This is a genomic window from Lentzea albidocapillata subsp. violacea (assembly GCF_900100275.1).
Classification (GTDB): Bacteria; Actinomycetota; Actinomycetes; order Mycobacteriales; family Pseudonocardiaceae; genus Lentzea; species Lentzea violacea.
Genome location: NZ_FNET01000015.1, coordinates 97212 through 115604 on the forward strand (window position 1 = coordinate 97212; position 18393 = coordinate 115604).

An 18393-nucleotide genomic window follows, 5' to 3' on the forward strand; every position below is an offset into this window, starting at 1 on the left:
GCGGAAGATGGTGCGCACAAGAGAGCCACAGAGGGGAACAGACGAGTGAGCGCGTCCGATGGAGTCGCGGCCAGAGCCGTCGACGTTTGGAAGTCTTATGGGTCCGGCGACGCTGCCGTGACCGCGCTCGCGGGGGTGAGCGTCGACCTGGACAAGTCCAGGTTCACCGCGATCATGGGCCCGTCGGGGTCGGGCAAGTCGACGTTGATGCACTGCCTCGCAGGGCTCGACGACGTCACCAGCGGTGAGGTGTGGGTCGGTGACACGTTGGTCACCGGGTTGAAGGACCGCGGGCTGACGGAGCTGCGGCGGGACAAGGTCGGTTTCATCTTCCAGCAGTTCAACCTGCTGCCGACGCTGACCGCGGAGGAGAACATCACGCTGCCGCTCGCGATCGGCGGCAAGAAGGTCGACAGGGCCTGGTTCGACGTCGTGGTCGACACGGTGGGTCTGAGGGACAGGCTGACCCACCGGCCGACGCAGCTGTCGGGTGGCCAGCAGCAGCGCGTTGCTTGTGCGCGTGCTCTGGTGTCGCGCCCTGACGTCGTGTTCGCGGACGAGCCGACCGGCAACCTGGACTCGCAGTCCGGTGCCGAGGTGCTCGGGTTCCTGCAGCGGTCCGCCCGCGAGTTCGGGCAGACGATCGTGATGGTCACGCACGACCCGAACGCGGCGTCGTACGCCGACCGTGTCATCTTCCTCAAGGACGGCCACATCGTCCGCGAGCTGCTGTCGCCGTCGGCCGAAGAGGTTCTCGACACGATGAAGCACCTCGACTCCGTTGTCGCGGTGCCGCATGTTTAAGGCGACTCTCAAGAGCCTGCTGTCGCGCAAGCTCCGGCTGGTGCTGTCCGCGCTCGCGGTGGTGCTGGGCGTGATGTTCGTGTCCGGTTCGTTCGTGCTGACCGACACGCTCCAGCGGTCGTTCACCGACCTGTTCTCGTCGGCCTACGCCAATGTGGACGTTTCGGTGACGCCGAAGGCGGAGAAGGGCAAGCAGCCCGAACCGCTGACGCCGCAGGCGATCACGGACGTGAAGTCGGTGACGGGCGTGGCGTCGGCCGTCGGTGACGTGCAGGGGTCGGCGCGGCCGATCGGCAAGAACGGCAAGGTCATCACCACGTCGGGCTCGCCGCGGTTCGGTTTCAACTGGACCGGCACGGGCCAGGAGAAGATTCGCGACGGCAAGGCTCCGGCGACCGAGAACGAGGTCGCCGTCGGCGGTTACCTCGCGACGACCGGTGGTTTCAAGGTGGGCGACGACATCGCGTTGCTGACCCTGGAGCCCAAGAAGACCTTCAAGATCACCGGCATCTACGAGTACGCGGGCGGCCGTGACTCGCTGGGCGGCGAGCTGTCGGTGGCGTTCACCGAGCCGGTCGCGCAACAGTTGTTGCTGGGCAAGAAGGACGTGTTCTCCGGCATCACCGTCACGGCGTCCCAGGGCACCACGGACGACGCGCTGCGGGACGCCGTCGCGGCGAAGCTGGGCTCCGGCTACGACGTCAAGACCGGTGCGGTGCTGGCGAAGGAGCAGGCCGACCAGATCAACGAGGGCCTGAAGTTCTTCAACTACGTGCTGCTCGGGTTCGCCGGCATCGCGTTGTTCGTCGGCATCTTCATCATCCTCAACACGTTCTCCATCATCGTCGCCCAGCGCACCAGGGAACTGGCGCTGCTGCGGTCGATGGGCGCCTCACGCGGCCAGGTCATCGGGTCCGTGGTGCTGGAGGCGTTGGTGATCGGCCTGATCGCGTCGATCGTCGGTCTCGGGGCGGGCATCGGCATCGGCGCGCTGCTGGCGAAGATCTTCAGCTCGCTGGGCGGCTCGAGCCTGGAGCTCGCGAGCATCGGCGCGCCGATGTCGGCGATCATCTCGTCGTTCGCGGTGGGCATGATCGTCACCGTGGTCGCGGCCGTCATGCCGGCACTGCGGGCGTCGCGGATCGCGCCGGTCGCGGCGATGCGCGAGGCGGCCACGCCGGACCGGCCGCTCACGAAGATCACGATCACCGGTGCCCTGGTGGCCGCCGCGGGTGGCACGTCGCTGGCGTTCGGCTTCAACCAGGCCTCGCTGCCGTTGATCTTCGGCGGCATCCTGGTGGCGTTCGTCGGTGTCGCGCTGCTGACGCCGATCCTGTCCAAGCCGATGGTGTCGCTCATCGGCCGCCTGCTGTCGTGGTCGATGCCCGGCCTGCTGGGCCGCCGCAACTCCGCGCGCAACCCGCGCCGCACCGCCATCACCGCGGCCGCGCTGATGGTCGGCATCTCGCTGATCACCGGCGTGAGCGTGGTGCTGACGTCGGCGACCAAGTCGATCGAGAAGCTGGCCTCCGGTCAGCTGCAGACAGACCTGATCATCTCCGGCGAGGGCCAGATGGAGGGCCAGCCCGCGACGTTCAGGCGGGACGTCCTGACTCGCGTCGAGAAGACCGATGGCGTCAGGTCGGCGGTCGGCTGGTCGCAGGACGGCGTGCTCGAGGGCGAGAACCAGATGTTCGCGGTCGGCGTCACGGACCTGCCCGCGATGGCGACGATGTTCGCTTTGAAGCCGAAGTCCGGCACCATCGCGCCGCTGAAGGACGACCAGCTCGCGCTGCCGGAGGAGATGGCGGCCGAGAAGGGCTGGTCGGTGGGCAGCAAGGTCACGCTGCAACTGGCCAAGGGTGAGCCGAAGACCTACACGGTCGGCTTCATCTGGGTGAAGTCGCAGGTGTTGCAGGGCGCGCTGGTGCTGCCGGAGTCGGCTTCCGCGAACTTCCGGTCCGACCAGATCGCCCAGGCGTTCGTCCAGGTCGCGCCGGGCGTGTCGGCGGCGGACGTGCAGAAGCGCGTCGAACCGCTGTTCGCGGACAACCCGGAGATCACCGTCCAGGACCGCAGCGCGTTCGTGAAGCAGACGACCTCGCAGTTCGACACGGTCCTGCTGATGATCCAGATCCTGCTGGCGCTGGCGATCCTGATCGCCGTCCTCGGCGTCATCAACACCCTGGCGCTGTCGGTGATCGAGCGGACCCGCGAACTGGGTCTGCTGCGGGCCATCGGCATGCGGCGCGCGCAGGTGATGCGGATGATCACCGTCGAGTCGGTGGTGATCTCGGTGTTCGGCGCGGTGCTCGGCCTCGCGGTCGGTCTCGCCCTGGGCATCGCGACCGTGCAGGCACTGAAGGACCAGGGCATCTCCGAGATCGGCCTGCCCTGGATGACCATGGTCCAGTACCTGGTGGTGGCGGCGTTCGTCGGCGTGATCGCGGCGATCCTGCCCGCGATCAGGGCCGCGCGTCTGAACGTGCTGGACGCGATCGCCTACGAGTAAGAGCTGTGTTTGAAGGTGATGTGCCACAAGCCGTCGTGTTGTGGCACATCACCTTCATCTATCTAGGCGTGCGGGCAGGTGTCCCGGTAAGCCGAGATCAGCGTGTTCGGTGCGGGTGCCGGACACAGGAACTGGTCATAGCGCACGTCGTCGTCCACAAAACGCTTGAGCCACGACAGCGTGTACTTCCGCACGGTCACGTTGTCGCTGCGAGGCGCCGAGTGGTTGCCACCGCGCAGTTCGAGGAACGCCTTGTCCGGCGCGGCCGTGATCGAGTTGTAGAACGGCGTGGAGTGCTGCGAGTTGGGTGCGGTGGGGTCGTTCTGGCCGCCGAGCACCAGGGTCGGCACCCGGACCGTCGACCAGTTCTTGGTGGTGTGCCAGCCGGCCATCGGGATCGAGGCCTGCAGGGCGGGACGGGTCGCGGAGGCGCGCAGCGCTCCCCCGCCGCCCATGGAGTGGCCCATCACGGCGAGGCGCGAGGCGTCGACGCGGGGGTTGGTGCGGACCACGTAGTCGAGCGCCGCGAGCAGCTGACGGCCGCGGCTGTCCGGGTCGTCGAAGCCGGACAGGGTGTTGATGGTGATCACCACGAACCCGTAGGACGCCAGTCGCGGGCCGAAGTGCGCGACCGAGGTCTGGGTGGCGGTGAAGCCGGGTGAGACGGCGACAGCGCCGAACGTGAGATCGCTGGTCGGGGCGTAGACCGTGCCGCCGCCGAAGTTCGACTGGCGGGCGACGGCCGCGGACGTGACGGCGAACGTGCCCCGGGAGGACTCGACCGACGCGACCGTGGGCGCGGGGCCGCGTTCGTAGGGGTTGGCCGCCGCTGTGGCGACGGCGGGGGCGGTGGCTGGGATCAGCGCCAGGACCAGCGCCGCAAGCATGGGTTTGATGCGCACGACGAAGACACCTCGAATGGTTGCAGGGGAGCCAGAAGCGACGGCGAGCCACACGCTACCGCCCAGTAGCCTCCCTGGGATTCGGCCACATGGATGGTTACGGGGACGTTTCGACGCTGTTCGACGGAATGTTCCCCGGGACCGGCTCGTCACCCACCGCAGCGGACCGGGACGTTGTCGTCCTGTCCAGTCACCGCAGCGGCGGTATGCGGCCGATCAGACGGCCCACGAGGGTGATCTGGTGCCCACTCGGAGACAGTTCCTCGTTCTGAGCTCCACAGCAGCACTCACGGGTCTGCTGTCCGAGACTCCCGCGTCCGCAGCCGATGTCGCGCAGCCGTACGCGTCCTACTGGCATCCGGCCACGATCCTCGACTGGGATCCGTCGACCGACCGGGACGCGAGGTACAACCGCAGCGCGGTGCCGCTCGCGAGACGCGTCGTCCCGGCCAGACCGGCCAACGCGCACGCCCATCCGAACGAGGCCCGAGTGCAGGCGCTGGTGGGCTACGCGCCGACGAGCGGCAACCCGGCGCAGGGCGCGCTCGACATGAACTACTACGCCACGAACTACTGGCAGTACATCGACGAACTGGTGTTCTGGGGCGGTTCGGCGTCCGAGGGCCTGATCCTCGCGCCGAACCCGACCGTCACCGACGCCGCGCACCGCAACGGCGTGCGCGTGATCGGCAACGTGTTCCTTCCGCCGACGGCGTACGGCGGCCAGATCCAGTGGGTCCGCGACTTCGTCCGGCGCGAGGGCGACAGGTTCCCCGTGGCGGACAAGATGATCCAGGTCGCACGGCACTACGGGTTCGACGGCTGGTTCCTCAACCAGGAGACCGCCGGCGGCGACACCCAGCTCGCGAACGACATGCGCGACTTCATCGTCTACCTGAAGAAGTCCGGGCTGCGGGTCATCTGGTACGACGCGATGACCGACAGCGGCAGCGTCAGCTGGCAGAACGCCCTGACCGCGCGCAACCGGATGTTCTTCGAGCAGTCCGACGAGATGTTCATGAACTTCTGGTGGAGCACCCAGGGACTTGCGAACTCCGCCGCGCTCGCCCGGCAGATGGGCCGCAGCCCGTACGACCTGGCGTCCGGTGTGGACGTCGAATCCAACGGGTACAACACCAGCGTCGGCTGGGCCTCGGTTTTCCCCGAGGGCAGGCCGCACGTGACGTCGCTCGGCTTCTACCGTCCGGAGTGGACGTTCAAGTCGGCGACGAGCCCCGCCGACTTCTACGCCCGTGACAACAGGTTCTGGGTCGGTCCGAACGGCGACCCGGCGAACACCACGACGACGGCGAACTGGAAGGGCGTCGCCCACTACGTCACCGAGCTGACCCCGATCACGTCGCTGCCGTTCGTCACGAACTTCAACACCGGCCACGGCAGGAAGTTCGCCGTCGACGGCACGGTCCGGTCGGCGCAGGCCTGGAACAACCTGTCGCTGCAGGACGTCCTGCCGACCTGGCGGTGGAGCGTCACGGGCACCGGCACGAAGGTCACGCCGTCGCTCGACTGGGACGACCCGTACGACGGCGGCACCGCGCTGAAGATCACCGGCACACCGCGGTCCGTCAACGACGTCCGGCTGTTCGCGACGTCGCTGAAGCTGACCGGCGGCAGCCAGTTCGAGGTCGTGCACCGCACCGGCACCGGTCCGTCGCGCCTGCAGGCGGTCCTGCGGTTCGGCACGACCGAACGCGTCCTGGACCTCGGCGGCGTCAGCGGGGCGTGGCGGCGCAGCGTGTTCCCGCTGGGCGAGCACTCCGGCGCGACGCTCACGGAGATCTCCCTGCGGGTCCTGCCGGGAGCCGCGATCACCGCGTTGATCGGCCGGATCGGTGTCACGAACCCGGTCATGACTCCCCCGGCGGCACCGTCGGGCCTTCAGGTCGAGCAGGTGAGCCGCACCAACGCCACGACAGTATCGGCACGGCTCACCTGGACGCGCTCACCCGGTGCGATCCGGCAGTACCGGGTCTACCGGTGGACCGGTTCCGAGCGGATCTTCCTCGGCGGCACGGCGAACGACGCTTACTTCGTGCCGGCGATCCCGCTGAACACCGGCGAGACCGCGCGGATCGAGGTCGAGGCGGTCAGCGAGGCGTTCGACGTCTCGCCGCCCGCGAGCTGTGTCATTTTCTCTTGAAGAAAACCGGTACTTCTGAACATTTCTTACGGATTGACGGCCGATTACGGGCTGCGTCATGCTCGACAGGCGTGAGAGCGCTCTCCCAATCCTGCTGCGGAGAGGAAAGCTTCAATGAGGAAGCCCTGGTTCCACATCGCCGCCGTCATCGGACTGACAGCCACCGCGCTCAGCATTCCCGGTGCGGCACAAGGAGAACCCGTCCGCGTGGCCGAGTTCCTCGCGGAGTGCCCGATCAGCCATCGCCTGGCGGACGACCCGATCGTCCTGCCGAACCTGGCCGGTGCCTCGCACTTCCACGACTTCTTCGGCAACCACTCGACGAACGCCCGTTCCACCCAGCAGTCGCTGGAGGGCCAGAGCGGCAACTGCAACCCGGCCTCGGACATCTCGTCGTACTGGGTGCCGACGCTGTACCGGAACAACACCGCGATCGCCCCCACCGGCGTCACGTTCTACTACCTCGGTGAGGGCGTCAACAACCCGGCGGCGATCCAGCCCACCCCGTACGGGCTGAAGATCGTGGCGGGCAACGCGAAGGCCACCGGCGACGCCGACAGCATCGCGCGCTGGTCCTGCCTGCACGCCGGGCACGTCAACCCGTCCAAGAACTTCGTGACCTGCCCGGCGGGCACGATGCTCGAGACGTACCTGGACTTCCCGCAGTGCTGGGACGGCCGCAACCTCGACTCGGCCGACCACAGGTCCCACATGTCGTACCCGGTCGCGGGCGGCTGCCCGGCGAGCCACCCCGTCCCGGTGCCGAAGCTGCGCATGGTGCTGCGGTATCCGGTCAACGGCAGCACGGCCGGGCTGCGACTCGCTTCCGGTACCGGGCAGACGATGCACGGTGACTTCTTCAACGTGTGGCCGCGCGCCGAGATGGAGCGCCGCGTCCGCAACTGTCTCAACGTGGTGATCAAGTGCGACCACAACGGCAACCACGGATGACAACGCTCCTGCTGGCTGGCCTTCTCGCGGCCTGCCAGCAGGCTCCGCCCCCGCCACCTCCCCAGAACGGTTACGGCGCAACGGAACGAGCGTTCGTCGAGCTGGCCATCGCGACCGACGAGCAGGCGCTCAAGCTACTCGGCCTCACGGACTGCGCCGAACTCAGGGAGAACCGGAACATCGAGCTCACCGCACTGAGGAAGCTGCTCGACGCGCCGTACGTGAACAACCACGCCGGGCACGACATGCCGGGCATGCCGACGGACGCCGAGATCCAGCTCGCCTCCACGAGCCCGGACGCGCTGAAGCAGTTCGTGCGCGCGCACCTCACCGAGTCGCTGGAGGTGCTGAGGTCGGCAGGTCAGGCGATCACCCACCCGCCGACCGCCGAGGTGGTCAAGCTGATGGAACGCCACCGCATGGCGGAACTGGCGGACTAGGTGGTGCGCAGGCGCACCGGCATGTCCCGGGCGATCGCCCACGTGCAGGCGAGCGCGACCAGGAACGCAGCCACCGACACCGCGTGCCAGCCCGCGCCCAACAGGACGGGGAGGTTCGGGATGAACGGAAGGTTGCCCGATCCAGGGATGTCCACGGTCGTGACCGCCACCAGCACCACGCCGATCGGCACCGAGAAGATGCCGCCCGCGCCGAACCTGTCGAACGCCGCCGCGCAGAACATGCCCGTCGTGCACCACACCAGGAACATCAGGAAGTAGGCGACCGGCGAGCCGTGCTCATCGGCGTTCCAGTCCATGAGCGAGTAGATCCCACCCTCCGCGGCGAACCCGAGCCATCCGAGCACCGCCATCAGCAGCGCGAGCACGACGGTGAAGGCGGATGCCCCAGCGAGGAACTCCCGGCGCGTCCGGCCGTGCGCGACGGCGATCGGCAGCATGTTGTGGATGACGTAGATGCCCATCCAGAACAGGAACCAGCGCGCGATCTGCGACGTCACGACGTTCCACCCGCTGATCTCGATGCCCCGGAAGGCCGAGACCGCGAACGTGACCACGAGGACGAACACGAAGGCGCCTGCCGCGACCATCGCGCAGAAGATGAGCAGCGAGGCGTTCAGGTGACGGAAGATCTTCACCGCTTCCCTCCGACCGGTTCGGTGAGGTGGACGAACAGGTCCTGCAGGGCGATCGGGCCGAGCTCCAGCCCGAGCTGGCGGGCGCGGACCAGCTGCTCGTCCTCCAGCGCGCCGTAGACCATCGCGGCCTTCGTGCGTCCCAGCGACTTCTCGCCGAGCACGGTGAGCCCGGCCGTGAACTCGTCGACGTCGGAGGCGTTGCCGGTGACCTCGGTACCGCGCGAGCGCAGCACGTCGGCCTCCTCCTGCAGCACCAGCCGGCCGTCGTCGATGATCAGCACCTCCTCCAGCAACGAGGAGAGCTCCTCGATCAGGTGCGTGGAGATGACGATCGTGCGTGGGTGCTCCATGAAGTCGTGGAGCAGCGCGTCGTAGAAGGCGTACCGGGTCGGCGTGTCCATGCCGAGGTGCGACTCGTCCAGCATCGTCAGCGGCGAGCGGCTGGCGAGGCCGATCACGACGCCGAGCGCGGACCGCTGGCCGAGCGACAGTTCGCCGGCCTTGGTCTTCAGCCCGATCTTGAACAGGTCGGCGAGCTTCAGCGCGTAGTCGTTGTCCCAGGTGTCGCGCCACGCGGCGCCGTGGTCCAAGACGTACGCGACCTTGTCGCTCTTGTCCGCGGCGTCGGCGGTGTGGCGGACCAGGCACACCTGGCGCATCGCGGCGGCGTTCTCGAAGACCGGCAGGCCGTCGAGCTGAACGGATCCTGAAGGCCTGCGGTAGCCCGCCAGCGCCGACATCAGGCTGGTCTTGCCGGAGCCGTTGCGGCCGAGCAGGCCGTAGATCTTGTTGCCGGACAAGGAGAAGCTCATGTCGTTGATGGCCGTCACGTCGCCGTAGCGCACCGTCAGGCCCTGCACGTCGACCCGCATCACACGCCCCCGTTGTTCTCGTGCTGTTCGATCCGGCGGATGACATCGGCGAGCGGAATGCCGATGGCGAGCGCTTCCGCGACCATCGGGTCCACGACCTCTCCGAAGAAGTTCTCCCGCCCCTGTGCCCGCAGCATGTCGCGAGCCCGAGCGCTCACGAACATCCCGATCCCCCTCTTCTTGTAGAGCACCTGTTCGTCCACGAGCTGCTGAAAGGCCTTCGCCGCGGTGGCCGGGTTGATCCGGAAGTAGGAGGCGTACTGGTTGGTCGACATGACCTGCTCGTCCGCCTTCAACGCCCCGCTGAGCACGTCCGCCTTGATCCGGTCGGCGATCTGCCGGTAGATCGGGCTCCGGTCGTCGAACATCGCTAGTTCCTTGGTTCGTTACTCATGTAATGAACCATAGCAGTGACGGCGTAGCATTGGCCACGTGGTCGGGGTCGCGATCTTGTGCGCGGTACTCGCGGCCGGGTGCAGCGCACTCGGCGCGATGTGGCAGCACGCCGGTGTCCGTGAGACAGACGATCTGAAGCTGACTTCCGCACTCCAGCTCGTGCGGTCCCGCCGCTGGGTCCAGGGTTTCCTGGTGCTCTTCGCGTGCGCGATCCTGCAGATCGTCGCGCTGTCACTGGCCCCGGTCTCGGTCGTCGCCCCGCTGAACGCGCTGGCCATCCCGATCATCGCGGTGTGCCGCGCACGACGGCTGTCCGGCCTGCTCGCGGTCGCCGTGCTCGTCGCGACGGCGGGCATCGTCGTGTTCGTGTCCATCACGGCAGGCCAGGCGGTGCCGACCGAGGTGTCGCCGAAGGTCGCGCTACAAGCCGGCCAACTCGTCGTCGCGGGCGTGCTGGTGTGCGTCGTGGCCGCCACCTTCACCGTGGGCGCCGTCCGGGCCCTGGCGCTCTCCCTGGGCGCCGGCATCGCGTACGGACTCGTTGCCGTGCTGGTCAGGGACGTCACGACCGGGCTTCCCGTGATCGAGTGGATCTCGCTCGGCGGGCTGGCCGTCGCCTTCCTGACCGGGGCGTGGTTCATCCAGCTCGGGTACGCCGCCGGACCGCCGGATCTCGTCGTGGCCGGGCAGACCGTCGTGAACCCCATCGTTGCGGCGTGGATCGGCATCAAGCTGCTCGGCGAGGGCACGGGCATGAGCGGCCTGTCGCAGGCCGGCCTGGTGGTGAGCGCGGTCGCCGCGGTGTCGGGCACCGTCGTGCTGGCCTACTACCACCGTGTCAGAGTGACGGCATGACTTTCGTCGTCACGGGTGGCAGCGGATCGCTGGGCAGGCACGTCGTCGCAGCGTTGCCGGGCGCACGGTCGGTGTCGCGTTCGAGTGGCACGGATCTGTTGCGCGGCACGGGTTTGGGAGCCCTCAGGGCGGACGTGGTCGTACACTGCGCGACGTCGTTCCGGCACGAGGTGCGGATGGCGCGGACCGTGCTGGCCTCGAAGCCCGCGCACCTGGTCTACATCTCGATCGTCGGCTGCCACGAGGTGCCGCTCCCCTACTACAAGCAGAAGCTCGCCGCCGAACGGGTGATCATCGATTCCGGTGTGCCGCACACGATTCTGCGGGCCACCCAGTTCCACTCGTTGCTGCGCAAGATGTTCGACGGCACGTCGAAGCTTCCGTTGATGCTCGTGCCGGGGTTCCGGTTCCAGCCGGTCGACGAGGCCGAGGTGGGCCTGGAACTGGCGGCGCTGGCACAGGCGCCGCCGGCGGGCAAGGCACCCGAGATGGGCGGGCCGGAGATCCGTGAAGCCGTCGACTTCGCGCGAATGTACCTGGCCGCCACGGGAAAGAAGCGCACGCTCGTGCCGTTGAAGGTGCCTGGGGCGACCTATCGCGCCTACCGCGCGGGCGGGAACCTGACTCCCGGCCGCGCGGTAGGCGTGCGCACGTTCGAGGACTACCTCGGCTGACTGCTTACGTGAGTTCGCGTCGGTCGTCCGGTCACCCGCTCATGCCGAAATCGGCGAAGCCCATTTCGGTATGAGCGAGTCGGCCGGACGACCGACTTCCCGGCGAACTCACCGCCGTCTGGGGAGCAGCGGCAATCAAACACGGATCGACAAGGGGCGCAGGTCCGTCCAGTTCTCCTCGACGTAAGCGAGGCAGGCCTCGCGGCTCTCCTCGCCGAACACCTTGGTCCACCCGGCGGGCACCTCCGCGAACACCGGCCACAGCGAGTGCTGCTGCTCTTCGTTGACCAGCACGAAGAAACGGCCCTGCGGGTCCTCGAACGGGTTGGTCATGACGGGTCCTTCCTCATGGAACTACTTGACTGCCTGGAGCTTCGGTTCTGCCTGCTGCTGCGCGACCCGCCGCAGCACCGAGTCGAGGATCTCGCCGACGCGCACGGCCGTGTTCGACAGCAGCGACGACGTGATGCCGTGCGTGTGCTCGGTGCCGCCCTGCAGGTAGATGCCGCCGCGCAGGCCGTCGTCCGTGACGACACGGTAGTCGCGGGTCACCTTCAGCCGGCCGAGGTCGTCGCGTTCGCAGTGGCCGGCGAGGTCGCCGAGCAGCCTGACCGGGTTCGCGGGGCGGTAGCCCGTCGCGTAGACGATCACGTCGGCGTCGATCGGCAGCCTGCCGCCGTCGGCGAGCGACTCGACCACGCACTTGCCGTCGGTCGTCACGTCGCTGAGTTTGGAGGTGTTGTGCAGCAACAACCTCGGCCTGCCGACGACCTTCTCGCGGTATACCCGGCGGTAGAGCTCCTCGATCAGGTCGCCGTCGACCACGCCGTAGTTCGTGTTGGCGTGGTAGCCCATGAGCCTGCGCTTGACCTCTTCCGGCGCGGCGTAGAAGTCGTCCACGGCGGCGGGGTCGAAGATCCGGTTCGCGAACGAGCTGTCGTCGGCGGGGCTGTAGCCGTAGCGTGCGAAGACGCCGTGCACCTCGGCCTGCGGGAACCGGTCGTGGAAGAAGGCCACGGCCTCGGCGGCGCTCTGCCCGGCGCCGACCACGACGACCTGGCGCGGGTCCTTCAGCGTGTCGACGCGGGTCAGCAGGTCCTTGTTGTGCCAGATCCGGTCGCTCGGCTCGATGCCGTCCGGCAGGTTGGCCTCGAGGCCGGTCGCCAGCACCAGGTTGCGCGTCCTGACCTGCTGCCCGTCGGCGGTGAACTCGAAGCCGTCGTCGACCGCCCGGACCTGGGTGACCTCCGCGCCGTACGACACGTGGTGCCCGACCCGTTCCGCGGCCCACTCGAAGTAGTCGTGGAACTCCTTGCGCAGCGGAAAGAGGTTCTTGTGGTTGACGAAGTCGATCAACCGGCCGCGGTCGCACAGGTAGCAGAGGAAGCTGAAAGCGCTGGTGGGGTTGCGCAGCGTGACAAGATCCTTGAGGAACGACACCTGCATCGTGGCGTCCTCCAGCAACATCCCCCGATGCCAGCCGAAGCGGGGCTGCCTCTCGAAGAAGCGAGCCCTGACAGGCAGCGCGTGTTCCTCCACGGCGATCGCGAGAGCGAGGTTGGACGGCCCGAAGCCTATTCCGGCCAGGTCTAACACCGGTTCCATCGCGATCCTCTCCTGGCACTCCAGTGGCGTAAAGTAACCCTAACTTAACTAAGGTATGCCTTAGCTAGTGCTTTCGGGCGTGATCTACACCGCTGGAGCGCCATTCGACCCCGGATCGAGCACGACCACGCGTGCTCAGACGCGCACGTCCTCCAACCAGCACGCCACGCGGCGGCTCTCCTCGACGGACTCGAGTGACGGCATCCGCTCACCGCACACGTCCATCGCCGACGGGCACCGCGGATGGAACGGGCAGCCGGACGGCATCGACCGCAGGTCCGGGGGCGAGCCCGGAATGCCCTTCAGCTCACGACGCGGGCCGCGCAACGCCGGGAACGACCCCAGCAGGCCCTGGCTGTACGGGTGCCTGGCGGCGCGGTAGATCTCGCTCGCCGCTGCCTCCTCGACCACGCGCCCGCCGTACATGATCGCGATGCGGTCGGAGAACTCGACCAGCAGCGAGATGTCGTGGGTGATGAAGACGACCGAGAAGCCGAGCGTCTCGCGCAGCCGCATCATCTGGCCGAGGATCTGCCGCTGCACCACCACGTCGAGCGCGGTGGTCGGCTCGTCCATGATGACGATCTCGGGTTCCAGCGCCAGCGCCATCGCGATCATCACGCGCTGCCGCATGCCGCCGGAGAGCTGGTGCGGGTACGACGACAGCCGGTCGGCCGGGATGCCGACCAGCGACAGCAGCTCGCGGCCACGGGCCGTCCGCTGCGGGCGCGTCATCTGCGGCCGGTGCGTGCGCAGTACGTCGTCGATCTGCGTGCCGACCGAGATGACCGGGTTCAGGGCGTTCATCGCGCCCTGGAACACGATCGCGATCTCGTTCCACCGCAGCACCTGCAACTGCTTGTCGGTCAGCGACAGCAGGTCCTGGCCCTTGAACAGCACCTCACCGGACGGCACCTTGCCCGGCGTCTGCAGCAGCCGGGTCGCGGCATAGGCCAAAGTGGACTTGCCGCTGCCGCTCTCTCCTGCCAGACCGAGCACCTCGCCCGCGTTCAGCGTCAGCGAGACGTTGTGCACGGCTCGCAGGCTGCCGTAGTCGACCGAGAGATCGCGGATCTCCAGCACCGGGGTCATGCACGCACCTTCCGCAGCCGGGGATTCGCGTACTCGTCGATCCCGAAGTTGATCAGAGCCAGCGCCGTGCCCAGCAACGCGATGCACAGGCCGGCGGGGACGAACCACCACCACGCGCCCAGACCGAGCGCCTGGTTGCTCTGCGCCCAGAACAGGATCGTGCCCCAGTTCCAGGTCGACAGCGAGATCACGCCGACGAACGACAGGGTGATCTGCAGCATGACCGCGAAGATCACCGTGCCGACGAAGCCGGAGCCGATCACGGCCAGCAGGTTGGGCAGCACCTCGAACACGATGATGCGCCAGGTCCGTTCCCCGGACGCCCGCGCGGCCTCCACGAAGTCCCTGCGCCGCAACGACATGGTCTGCGCGCGCAGAATCCGCGCGCCCCACGCCCACGCGGTCAGGCTGATCACCGCCGCGATCAGGACCGTGTCCGCCGACGGCAGCATCGAGGCCACGATGATGATCAGCGGCAGCGCCGGGATCACCAGGAAGATGTTGGACAGCATGGACAACGCCTCGTCGGCCGCCCCGCCGAGGAACCCTGCGGTCACCCCGACCAGGATCGACAGGAACGTCGCGAGCACGCCGCACACCAGCCCGACGACCATCACTCCCCTGGTGCCCACGAGCACCTGGGAGAAGATGTCCTGCCCGGTCATGGTCGTGCCGAACCAGTGCGCTCCCGAGGGCGGCGACAGCAGGTCGTCGCTCATCGCGGACGGGTCGTACGGCGCGATCCACTCGCCGACCACCGCGATCAGCGCGAAGAAGGCCAGGATGCCGAGGCCCAGCTTGGTCTTGAAGTTCATCGGAGTATCAGCCTTCCCGCCGCGTGCTCGGATCCAGCAGCAGGTAGCCGATGTCCGCGAGCAGGTTCGCCACCAGCACCGCCAGCGTGATCACCAGGAACACGCCCTGCATCAACGGGTAGTCCTTCGCACCGATGCCCTGGAACAGCACGTAACCGAGGCCCGGGTAGGAGAACACCATCTCGACCAGCAGGGCGCCGCCGACGATGAAACCCAGCGACAGCGCGAAACCCGAGATCGACGGCAGCACGGCGTTGCGTGCCGCGTAGGCGAACATGACCCGCTTCGGCGTGAGGCCCTTGGCCCGCGCAACGAGCACGTAGTCCTCCGCCGTCACGGTCACCATCATGTTGCGCATGCCGAGGATCCAGCCGGCGACCGAGCTCACGATGATCGTGATGCCGGGCAGTACGGCGTGCTCCAGAACACTGCCGATGAACTCGCCGGAGAACTCCGGCACGAGGCCCGGCGCATAACCGCCGGACGCCGGGAACAGCGGCCACGTCACGGAGAACAACGAGATCGCGATCAGCCCGAGCCAGAAGTACGGGATGGACGACAGGAACGTCGTGATCGGGATGAGGTTGTCCATCCACGAACCGCGCTTCCAGCCTGCGTAGACACCTAGCAGGGTGCCGAGCAGGAACGCGATGACCGTGGTGACGCCGACCAGTCCGAGCGTCCACGGCATCGACTGCGCGAGCACGTCGGCGACCGGCGTCGGGAAGAACGTGAACGACAGCCCGAGGTCGCCCTGCACCAGGGAACCCCAGTAGTCGACGTACTGCTCCCAGATCGACTTGTTCCTGTCGAGTCCGAAGAGGACGTACAGCGACGCCATCGCGTCGCTGTTCAGCCGCCCGCCGAGCTTGGTGATCATCGCCTGCACCGGGTCGCCCGGAAGCAGGCGCGGCAGCAGGAAGTTCGCCGTGATCGCCGCCCAGAGGGTGACCAGGTAGAACAGCGCACGGCGGAGCAGGAACGTCATGCCGCCGCCTCCACGTACAACCAGCAGGCCGCCCAGTGCCCGTAGGGATCGACCTCGGTGCGCGGTGGCGCCTCGGTCCAGCAGCGGGACTGCACCTTCGGACAGCGCGGCGCGAACTGGCAGCCGGTGGAGACCTCGGCGGTCTCCTCCAGCGGTGCGTCCAGCGCGACCACCGACCGTTCCGGGTCGGGCGCGGACTCGATCAGCAGCTGCGTGTACGGGTGAGCGGGCCGCTGCGTCACGGACTCGCTGTCGCCACCCTCGACGATCTGCCCGCCGTACATCACGAACGTCTCGTCCGCGAAGTAGCGCGCCGACGCGATGTCGTGGGTGATGTAGAGGACCGCGAGCTTCAGCCGTTCCTTGAGGTCCAGCAACAGGTTCAGCACGCCGAGCCGGATGGAGACGTCCAGCATGGACACCGGCTCGTCGGCGAGCAGCACCTCGGGGTTCGCGGCGAGCGCGCGTGCGATCGCGACGCGCTGCCGCTGACCGCCCGACAGTTCGTGCGGGTACCGCGAGGCGAAGTCCGCCGGGAGGTTCACCCGCTGCAGCAGCTCCTCCACCGTCTCCGTCCGCTTGTGGATCTTCAGCGGGCGGGTCAGGTGGTAGCGGATCGTGTGGACGGGGTTGAGGGACGCGAAGGGGTCCTGGAACACCATCTGGACCTTGCGCCGGTACTCCCGGACCCTGCGCACCTTCTCGCCGTCCAGCAGGATCTCGCCGGAGGTGGGTTCCACGAGCCGCGCGAGCAGCTTCGCCACCGTCGACTTGCCCGACCCGGATTCGCCGACGAGGGCGGTCACGCGCCCGCGGCGCAGGACGATGGAGACGTCCTGCACCGCGCGCACGCGCTTGTAGGTCTTGACCAGACCTTTCGCTTCAAGCGCTGCCTCAAAATAAGGCACTGTGTTCATCAAGACCCCGCGGGCTTCAGCTTCATGACGATCTGCAGGGCGTTCGGCAAGGTGGCCTGCGGCGGACCGTACGGGTCCTCCTCCGTCGGCCAGCCGACCCAGTTCTTCGTGCTGTACTCCGCACCGATCGGACCGGCGGAGGTCGGGATCATGGGGACCTGCTCGACCATGATCTTCTGCAGCACCGCGAGGGCCTTGGCCCGCGCCGCGTCGTCCGGCGCGTTCGCGTACTCGGCCAGTGCCGCGGTCGCCTCGGGGTTGTTGTAGCGGCCGAAGTTCACCGCCGCGGTCTGCCCCATCGGCTTGATCTCCGCGCCGTCCATGATGTTCTGGTACATCTCGTACGGCGTCGCGCCGGTGTTGGTCCAGCGCAGCGAGCCCTGGAACGAGCCGTTCGCGAAGTCGGTCGTCCACGCGTCCGCGGTCTGCGTGCGCACGGTCGCCTCGATGCCGATCTTCTTCAGGTCGCCCTTGATGATGTCGAGGACCGTCAGGTAGTCCGACCAGCCGGACGGGTTCGTGAGCTCGATCGTGACCGGCTTGCCGTCGGGCGCCTTGAGCACGTCACCCTCCAGCTTGAAGCCGGCGGCCGTGAGCTTCTGCTTCGCCCCGTCGACGTCGATCTTGAACTTCGCGTCCTTGTACTCCGGCGCGAGGAACGAGTCACCGGCGGGCAACGGCATGCCGGTCTTCGACTCGAGCTTCGGGAACAGGCGGGCCTCACCCTTGACGAAGATCGCCTCGCGGTCGATCACGTCGCTCATCGCGGACCGCAGCGCGGCGTTGTCGAACGGCGCCACCGTCGTGTTCAGCCACAGGCCGTGGATGCCGAGACCGGCCGGGAACCAGAGCTTGTGGTGCGCCGGGTCCTTGTCGACGTACAGCTTCTGGTAGTCCGGGATGAAGACGTAGGACCACTGGGTCGCACCCGACGCCAGCGCGGTGGTCTGGGCCGTGTTGTCGTTGTACGAGGTGTACTGGATCTCCGGGACCTTGGGCAGTTCCTGCCAGTACTCCGCGCGCCGCGCGATCGTGACGGTCTGCGAGGTGAACGACTTCAGCTCGTACGGACCGGTGCCGACGGGCTTCGGGTTCGTGTAGGTCGTCGGGTCCGGGATGGTGCTCCACACGTGCTGCGGAACCACCATCGCGCTGATGACCTTGTTGCGGTTCACGAACTGCGGGCTCGCGAACGCGACCTCGACCTTGCCGTCCGGCGTGGCCGTGGCGGTCTCGACCTTGAGCGAGTCGCGGTTGTTGAGCGCCGGCCACTTCTTGAGGATCTCGTACGAGAAGGCGACGTCAGCGGCCGTGAGCGGCTTGCCGTCGGACCACTTCACGTTCTCCCGGATCGTGAAGGTGACCTTCCTGTAGTCAGGCGTCCAGTCCCACTTCGTGGCGAGCCACGGCACCGGGTCCTGGGCCGGGCGCGTGTTGTTCACGAACGCCAGCGGCTCGTAGATCTGGTATCGGTAGCCGAGCGAACCCGCTGCCGACGTGGGCAGGAACGGGTTGTGGTTCTCGGTCAGTGGCCCGTTGGGCATGCCCACGGTCAGCACTCCGGCGGCCTTGGTGGCGCCACCAGAGGAGCAACCGGTCGCCGCGAGCGCCAGTGCCAACGCGACGATGACTGTTCTGCGCATGGGGGAATCTCCCGATACGACGATGTATGAGAGCGCTCTCTCATACGTACGGCGAACTAGCCAGGCCGCATGCGGTGGCCTGGCCGGTCCGTTCAGTTGTGATGGAGCGG

Annotated in this window: 18 protein-coding genes; 7 read left to right on the top strand and 11 right to left on the bottom strand. The window is 67.7% G+C overall.

Translation table 11 applies throughout. From position 1 onward, the window contains the following. Window positions 1-45 precede the first annotated feature (45 nt). A complete protein-coding gene (locus BLR21_RS28950) occupies window positions 46-804 on the top strand; it encodes an ABC transporter ATP-binding protein (protein WP_090010801.1) in 759 nt (252 codons plus the stop codon). Further along, window positions 797-3316: an ABC transporter permease gene (locus tag BLR21_RS28955; RefSeq protein ID WP_090010804.1), complete on the top strand. Its 2520-nt coding sequence runs from the start codon at window positions 797-799 to the stop codon at window positions 3314-3316. The genes BLR21_RS28950 and BLR21_RS28955 overlap by 8 nt, the downstream gene beginning before the upstream one ends. A gap of 62 nt (window positions 3317-3378) precedes the next feature. Here the strand turns inward: BLR21_RS28955 and BLR21_RS28960 are convergent, their stop codons facing one another. Continuing rightward, window positions 3379-4218 carry a dienelactone hydrolase family protein gene (locus BLR21_RS28960; protein ID WP_090010807.1) on the bottom strand — a complete coding sequence of 280 codons (840 nt, stop codon included), beginning with the start codon at window positions 4216-4218 and terminating at the stop codon, window positions 3379-3381. A gap of 241 nt (window positions 4219-4459) precedes the next feature. Between BLR21_RS28960 and BLR21_RS28965 the strand changes: the two genes are divergently transcribed. From BLR21_RS28965 to BLR21_RS28975, 3 genes are all read left to right on the top strand, one after another. Further along, window positions 4460-6379, top strand: coding sequence for an endo-beta-N-acetylglucosaminidase (locus tag BLR21_RS28965; protein WP_176929843.1), 1920 nt, complete (start codon window positions 4460-4462; stop codon window positions 6377-6379). A 114-nt stretch (window positions 6380-6493) separates the two neighbouring features. Continuing rightward, a complete protein-coding gene (locus tag BLR21_RS28970) occupies window positions 6494-7330 on the top strand; it encodes a DUF1996 domain-containing protein (RefSeq protein WP_090010811.1) in 837 nt (278 codons plus the stop codon). Beyond that, window positions 7327-7770 (top strand): hypothetical protein, encoded by a 444-nt coding sequence (locus BLR21_RS28975; RefSeq protein WP_090010814.1) that lies wholly within the window; start codon window positions 7327-7329, stop codon window positions 7768-7770. The genes BLR21_RS28970 and BLR21_RS28975 overlap by 4 nt, the downstream gene beginning before the upstream one ends. Here the strand turns inward: BLR21_RS28975 and BLR21_RS28980 are convergent. From BLR21_RS28980 to BLR21_RS28990, 3 genes are read right to left on the bottom strand one after another with little or no spacing between them, the layout of a single operon-like run. Then, window positions 7767-8426 (bottom strand): hypothetical protein, encoded by a 660-nt coding sequence (locus tag BLR21_RS28980; RefSeq protein WP_090010818.1) that lies wholly within the window; start codon window positions 8424-8426, stop codon window positions 7767-7769. The two genes, BLR21_RS28975 and BLR21_RS28980, sit on opposite strands and share 4 nt — an antisense overlap. Beyond that, entirely contained in the window at window positions 8423-9298 is an 876-nt protein-coding gene (locus BLR21_RS28985) for an ATP-binding cassette domain-containing protein (RefSeq protein WP_090011011.1), read from the bottom strand. Before BLR21_RS28985 ends, BLR21_RS28980 begins: the two co-directional genes overlap by 4 nt. Then, a complete protein-coding gene (locus tag BLR21_RS28990) occupies window positions 9298-9666 on the bottom strand; it encodes a GntR family transcriptional regulator (RefSeq protein WP_090010820.1) in 369 nt (122 codons plus the stop codon). Before BLR21_RS28990 ends, BLR21_RS28985 begins: the two co-directional genes overlap by 1 nt. 64 nt (window positions 9667-9730) lie before the next feature. On the opposite strand from BLR21_RS28990, the gene BLR21_RS28995 reads away from it, so the two are divergent. Together BLR21_RS28995 and BLR21_RS29000 are read left to right on the top strand one after the other, a co-directional pair. Continuing rightward, window positions 9731-10549, top strand: a complete 819-nt coding sequence (locus BLR21_RS28995) for a DMT family protein (RefSeq protein ID WP_090010824.1) — start codon at window positions 9731-9733, stop codon at window positions 10547-10549. Continuing rightward, window positions 10546-11223 (top strand): SDR family oxidoreductase, encoded by a 678-nt coding sequence (locus BLR21_RS29000; protein ID WP_090010827.1) that lies wholly within the window; start codon window positions 10546-10548, stop codon window positions 11221-11223. Before BLR21_RS28995 ends, BLR21_RS29000 begins: the two co-directional genes overlap by 4 nt. Window positions 11224-11358: 135 nt before the next feature. Here the strand turns inward: BLR21_RS29000 and BLR21_RS29005 are convergent, their stop codons facing one another. The 7 genes from BLR21_RS29005 to BLR21_RS29035 all read right to left on the bottom strand — a co-directional run bounded on the left by BLR21_RS29005 (window position 11359) and on the right by BLR21_RS29035 (window position 18283). After that, window positions 11359-11556, bottom strand: a complete 198-nt coding sequence (locus BLR21_RS29005; protein ID WP_090010828.1) for an MbtH family protein — start codon at window positions 11554-11556, stop codon at window positions 11359-11361. Window positions 11557-11577: 21 nt separating this feature from the next. Beyond that, entirely contained in the window at window positions 11578-12828 is a 1251-nt protein-coding gene (locus BLR21_RS29010) for a lysine N(6)-hydroxylase/L-ornithine N(5)-oxygenase family protein (protein ID WP_090010831.1), read from the bottom strand. A 135-nt stretch (window positions 12829-12963) separates the two neighbouring features. Beyond that, complete coding sequence (locus BLR21_RS29015) at window positions 12964-13920, bottom strand: ABC transporter ATP-binding protein (RefSeq protein WP_090010834.1); 957 nt, start codon at window positions 13918-13920, stop codon at window positions 12964-12966. After that, window positions 13917-14735 (bottom strand): ABC transporter permease, encoded by an 819-nt coding sequence (locus BLR21_RS29020; RefSeq protein WP_090010837.1) that lies wholly within the window; start codon window positions 14733-14735, stop codon window positions 13917-13919. Before BLR21_RS29020 ends, BLR21_RS29015 begins: the two co-directional genes overlap by 4 nt. Before the next feature lie 7 nt (window positions 14736-14742). Further along, window positions 14743-15723: an ABC transporter permease gene (locus BLR21_RS29025; RefSeq protein ID WP_090010839.1), complete on the bottom strand. Its 981-nt coding sequence runs from the start codon at window positions 15721-15723 to the stop codon at window positions 14743-14745. Next, window positions 15720-16640 (bottom strand): ABC transporter ATP-binding protein, encoded by a 921-nt coding sequence (locus BLR21_RS44735; RefSeq protein WP_090010842.1) that lies wholly within the window; start codon window positions 16638-16640, stop codon window positions 15720-15722. The genes BLR21_RS29025 and BLR21_RS44735 overlap by 4 nt, the downstream gene beginning before the upstream one ends. After that, a complete protein-coding gene (locus BLR21_RS29035) occupies window positions 16640-18283 on the bottom strand; it encodes an ABC transporter substrate-binding protein (protein WP_090010845.1) in 1644 nt (547 codons plus the stop codon). Before BLR21_RS29035 ends, BLR21_RS44735 begins: the two co-directional genes overlap by 1 nt. Between the last annotated feature and the right edge of the window lie 110 nt (window positions 18284-18393).

Coding starts and splice junctions, on each gene's coding strand:
- BLR21_RS29035 (WP_090010845.1), bottom strand. CDS start 18,283: ATGCGCAGAACAGTCATCGTCGCGTTGGCACTGGCGCTCGCGGCGACC.
- BLR21_RS28970 (WP_090010811.1), top strand. CDS start 6,494: ATGAGGAAGCCCTGGTTCCACATCGCCGCCGTCATCGGACTGACAGCC.
- BLR21_RS29015 (WP_090010834.1), bottom strand. CDS start 13,920: ATGACCCCGGTGCTGGAGATCCGCGATCTCTCGGTCGACTACGGCAGC.
- BLR21_RS29010 (WP_090010831.1), bottom strand. CDS start 12,828: ATGGAACCGGTGTTAGACCTGGCCGGAATAGGCTTCGGGCCGTCCAAC.
- BLR21_RS28975 (WP_090010814.1), top strand. CDS start 7,327: ATGACAACGCTCCTGCTGGCTGGCCTTCTCGCGGCCTGCCAGCAGGCT.
- BLR21_RS28955 (WP_090010804.1), top strand. CDS start 797: ATGTTTAAGGCGACTCTCAAGAGCCTGCTGTCGCGCAAGCTCCGGCTG.
- BLR21_RS28985 (WP_090011011.1), bottom strand. CDS start 9,298: ATGCGGGTCGACGTGCAGGGCCTGACGGTGCGCTACGGCGACGTGACG.
- BLR21_RS29000 (WP_090010827.1), top strand. CDS start 10,546: ATGACTTTCGTCGTCACGGGTGGCAGCGGATCGCTGGGCAGGCACGTC.
- BLR21_RS29005 (WP_090010828.1), bottom strand. CDS start 11,556: ATGACCAACCCGTTCGAGGACCCGCAGGGCCGTTTCTTCGTGCTGGTC.
- BLR21_RS28990 (WP_090010820.1), bottom strand. CDS start 9,666: ATGTTCGACGACCGGAGCCCGATCTACCGGCAGATCGCCGACCGGATC.
- BLR21_RS44735 (WP_090010842.1), bottom strand. CDS start 16,640: ATGAACACAGTGCCTTATTTTGAGGCAGCGCTTGAAGCGAAAGGTCTG.
- BLR21_RS29020 (WP_090010837.1), bottom strand. CDS start 14,735: ATGAACTTCAAGACCAAGCTGGGCCTCGGCATCCTGGCCTTCTTCGCG.
- BLR21_RS29025 (WP_090010839.1), bottom strand. CDS start 15,723: ATGACGTTCCTGCTCCGCCGTGCGCTGTTCTACCTGGTCACCCTCTGG.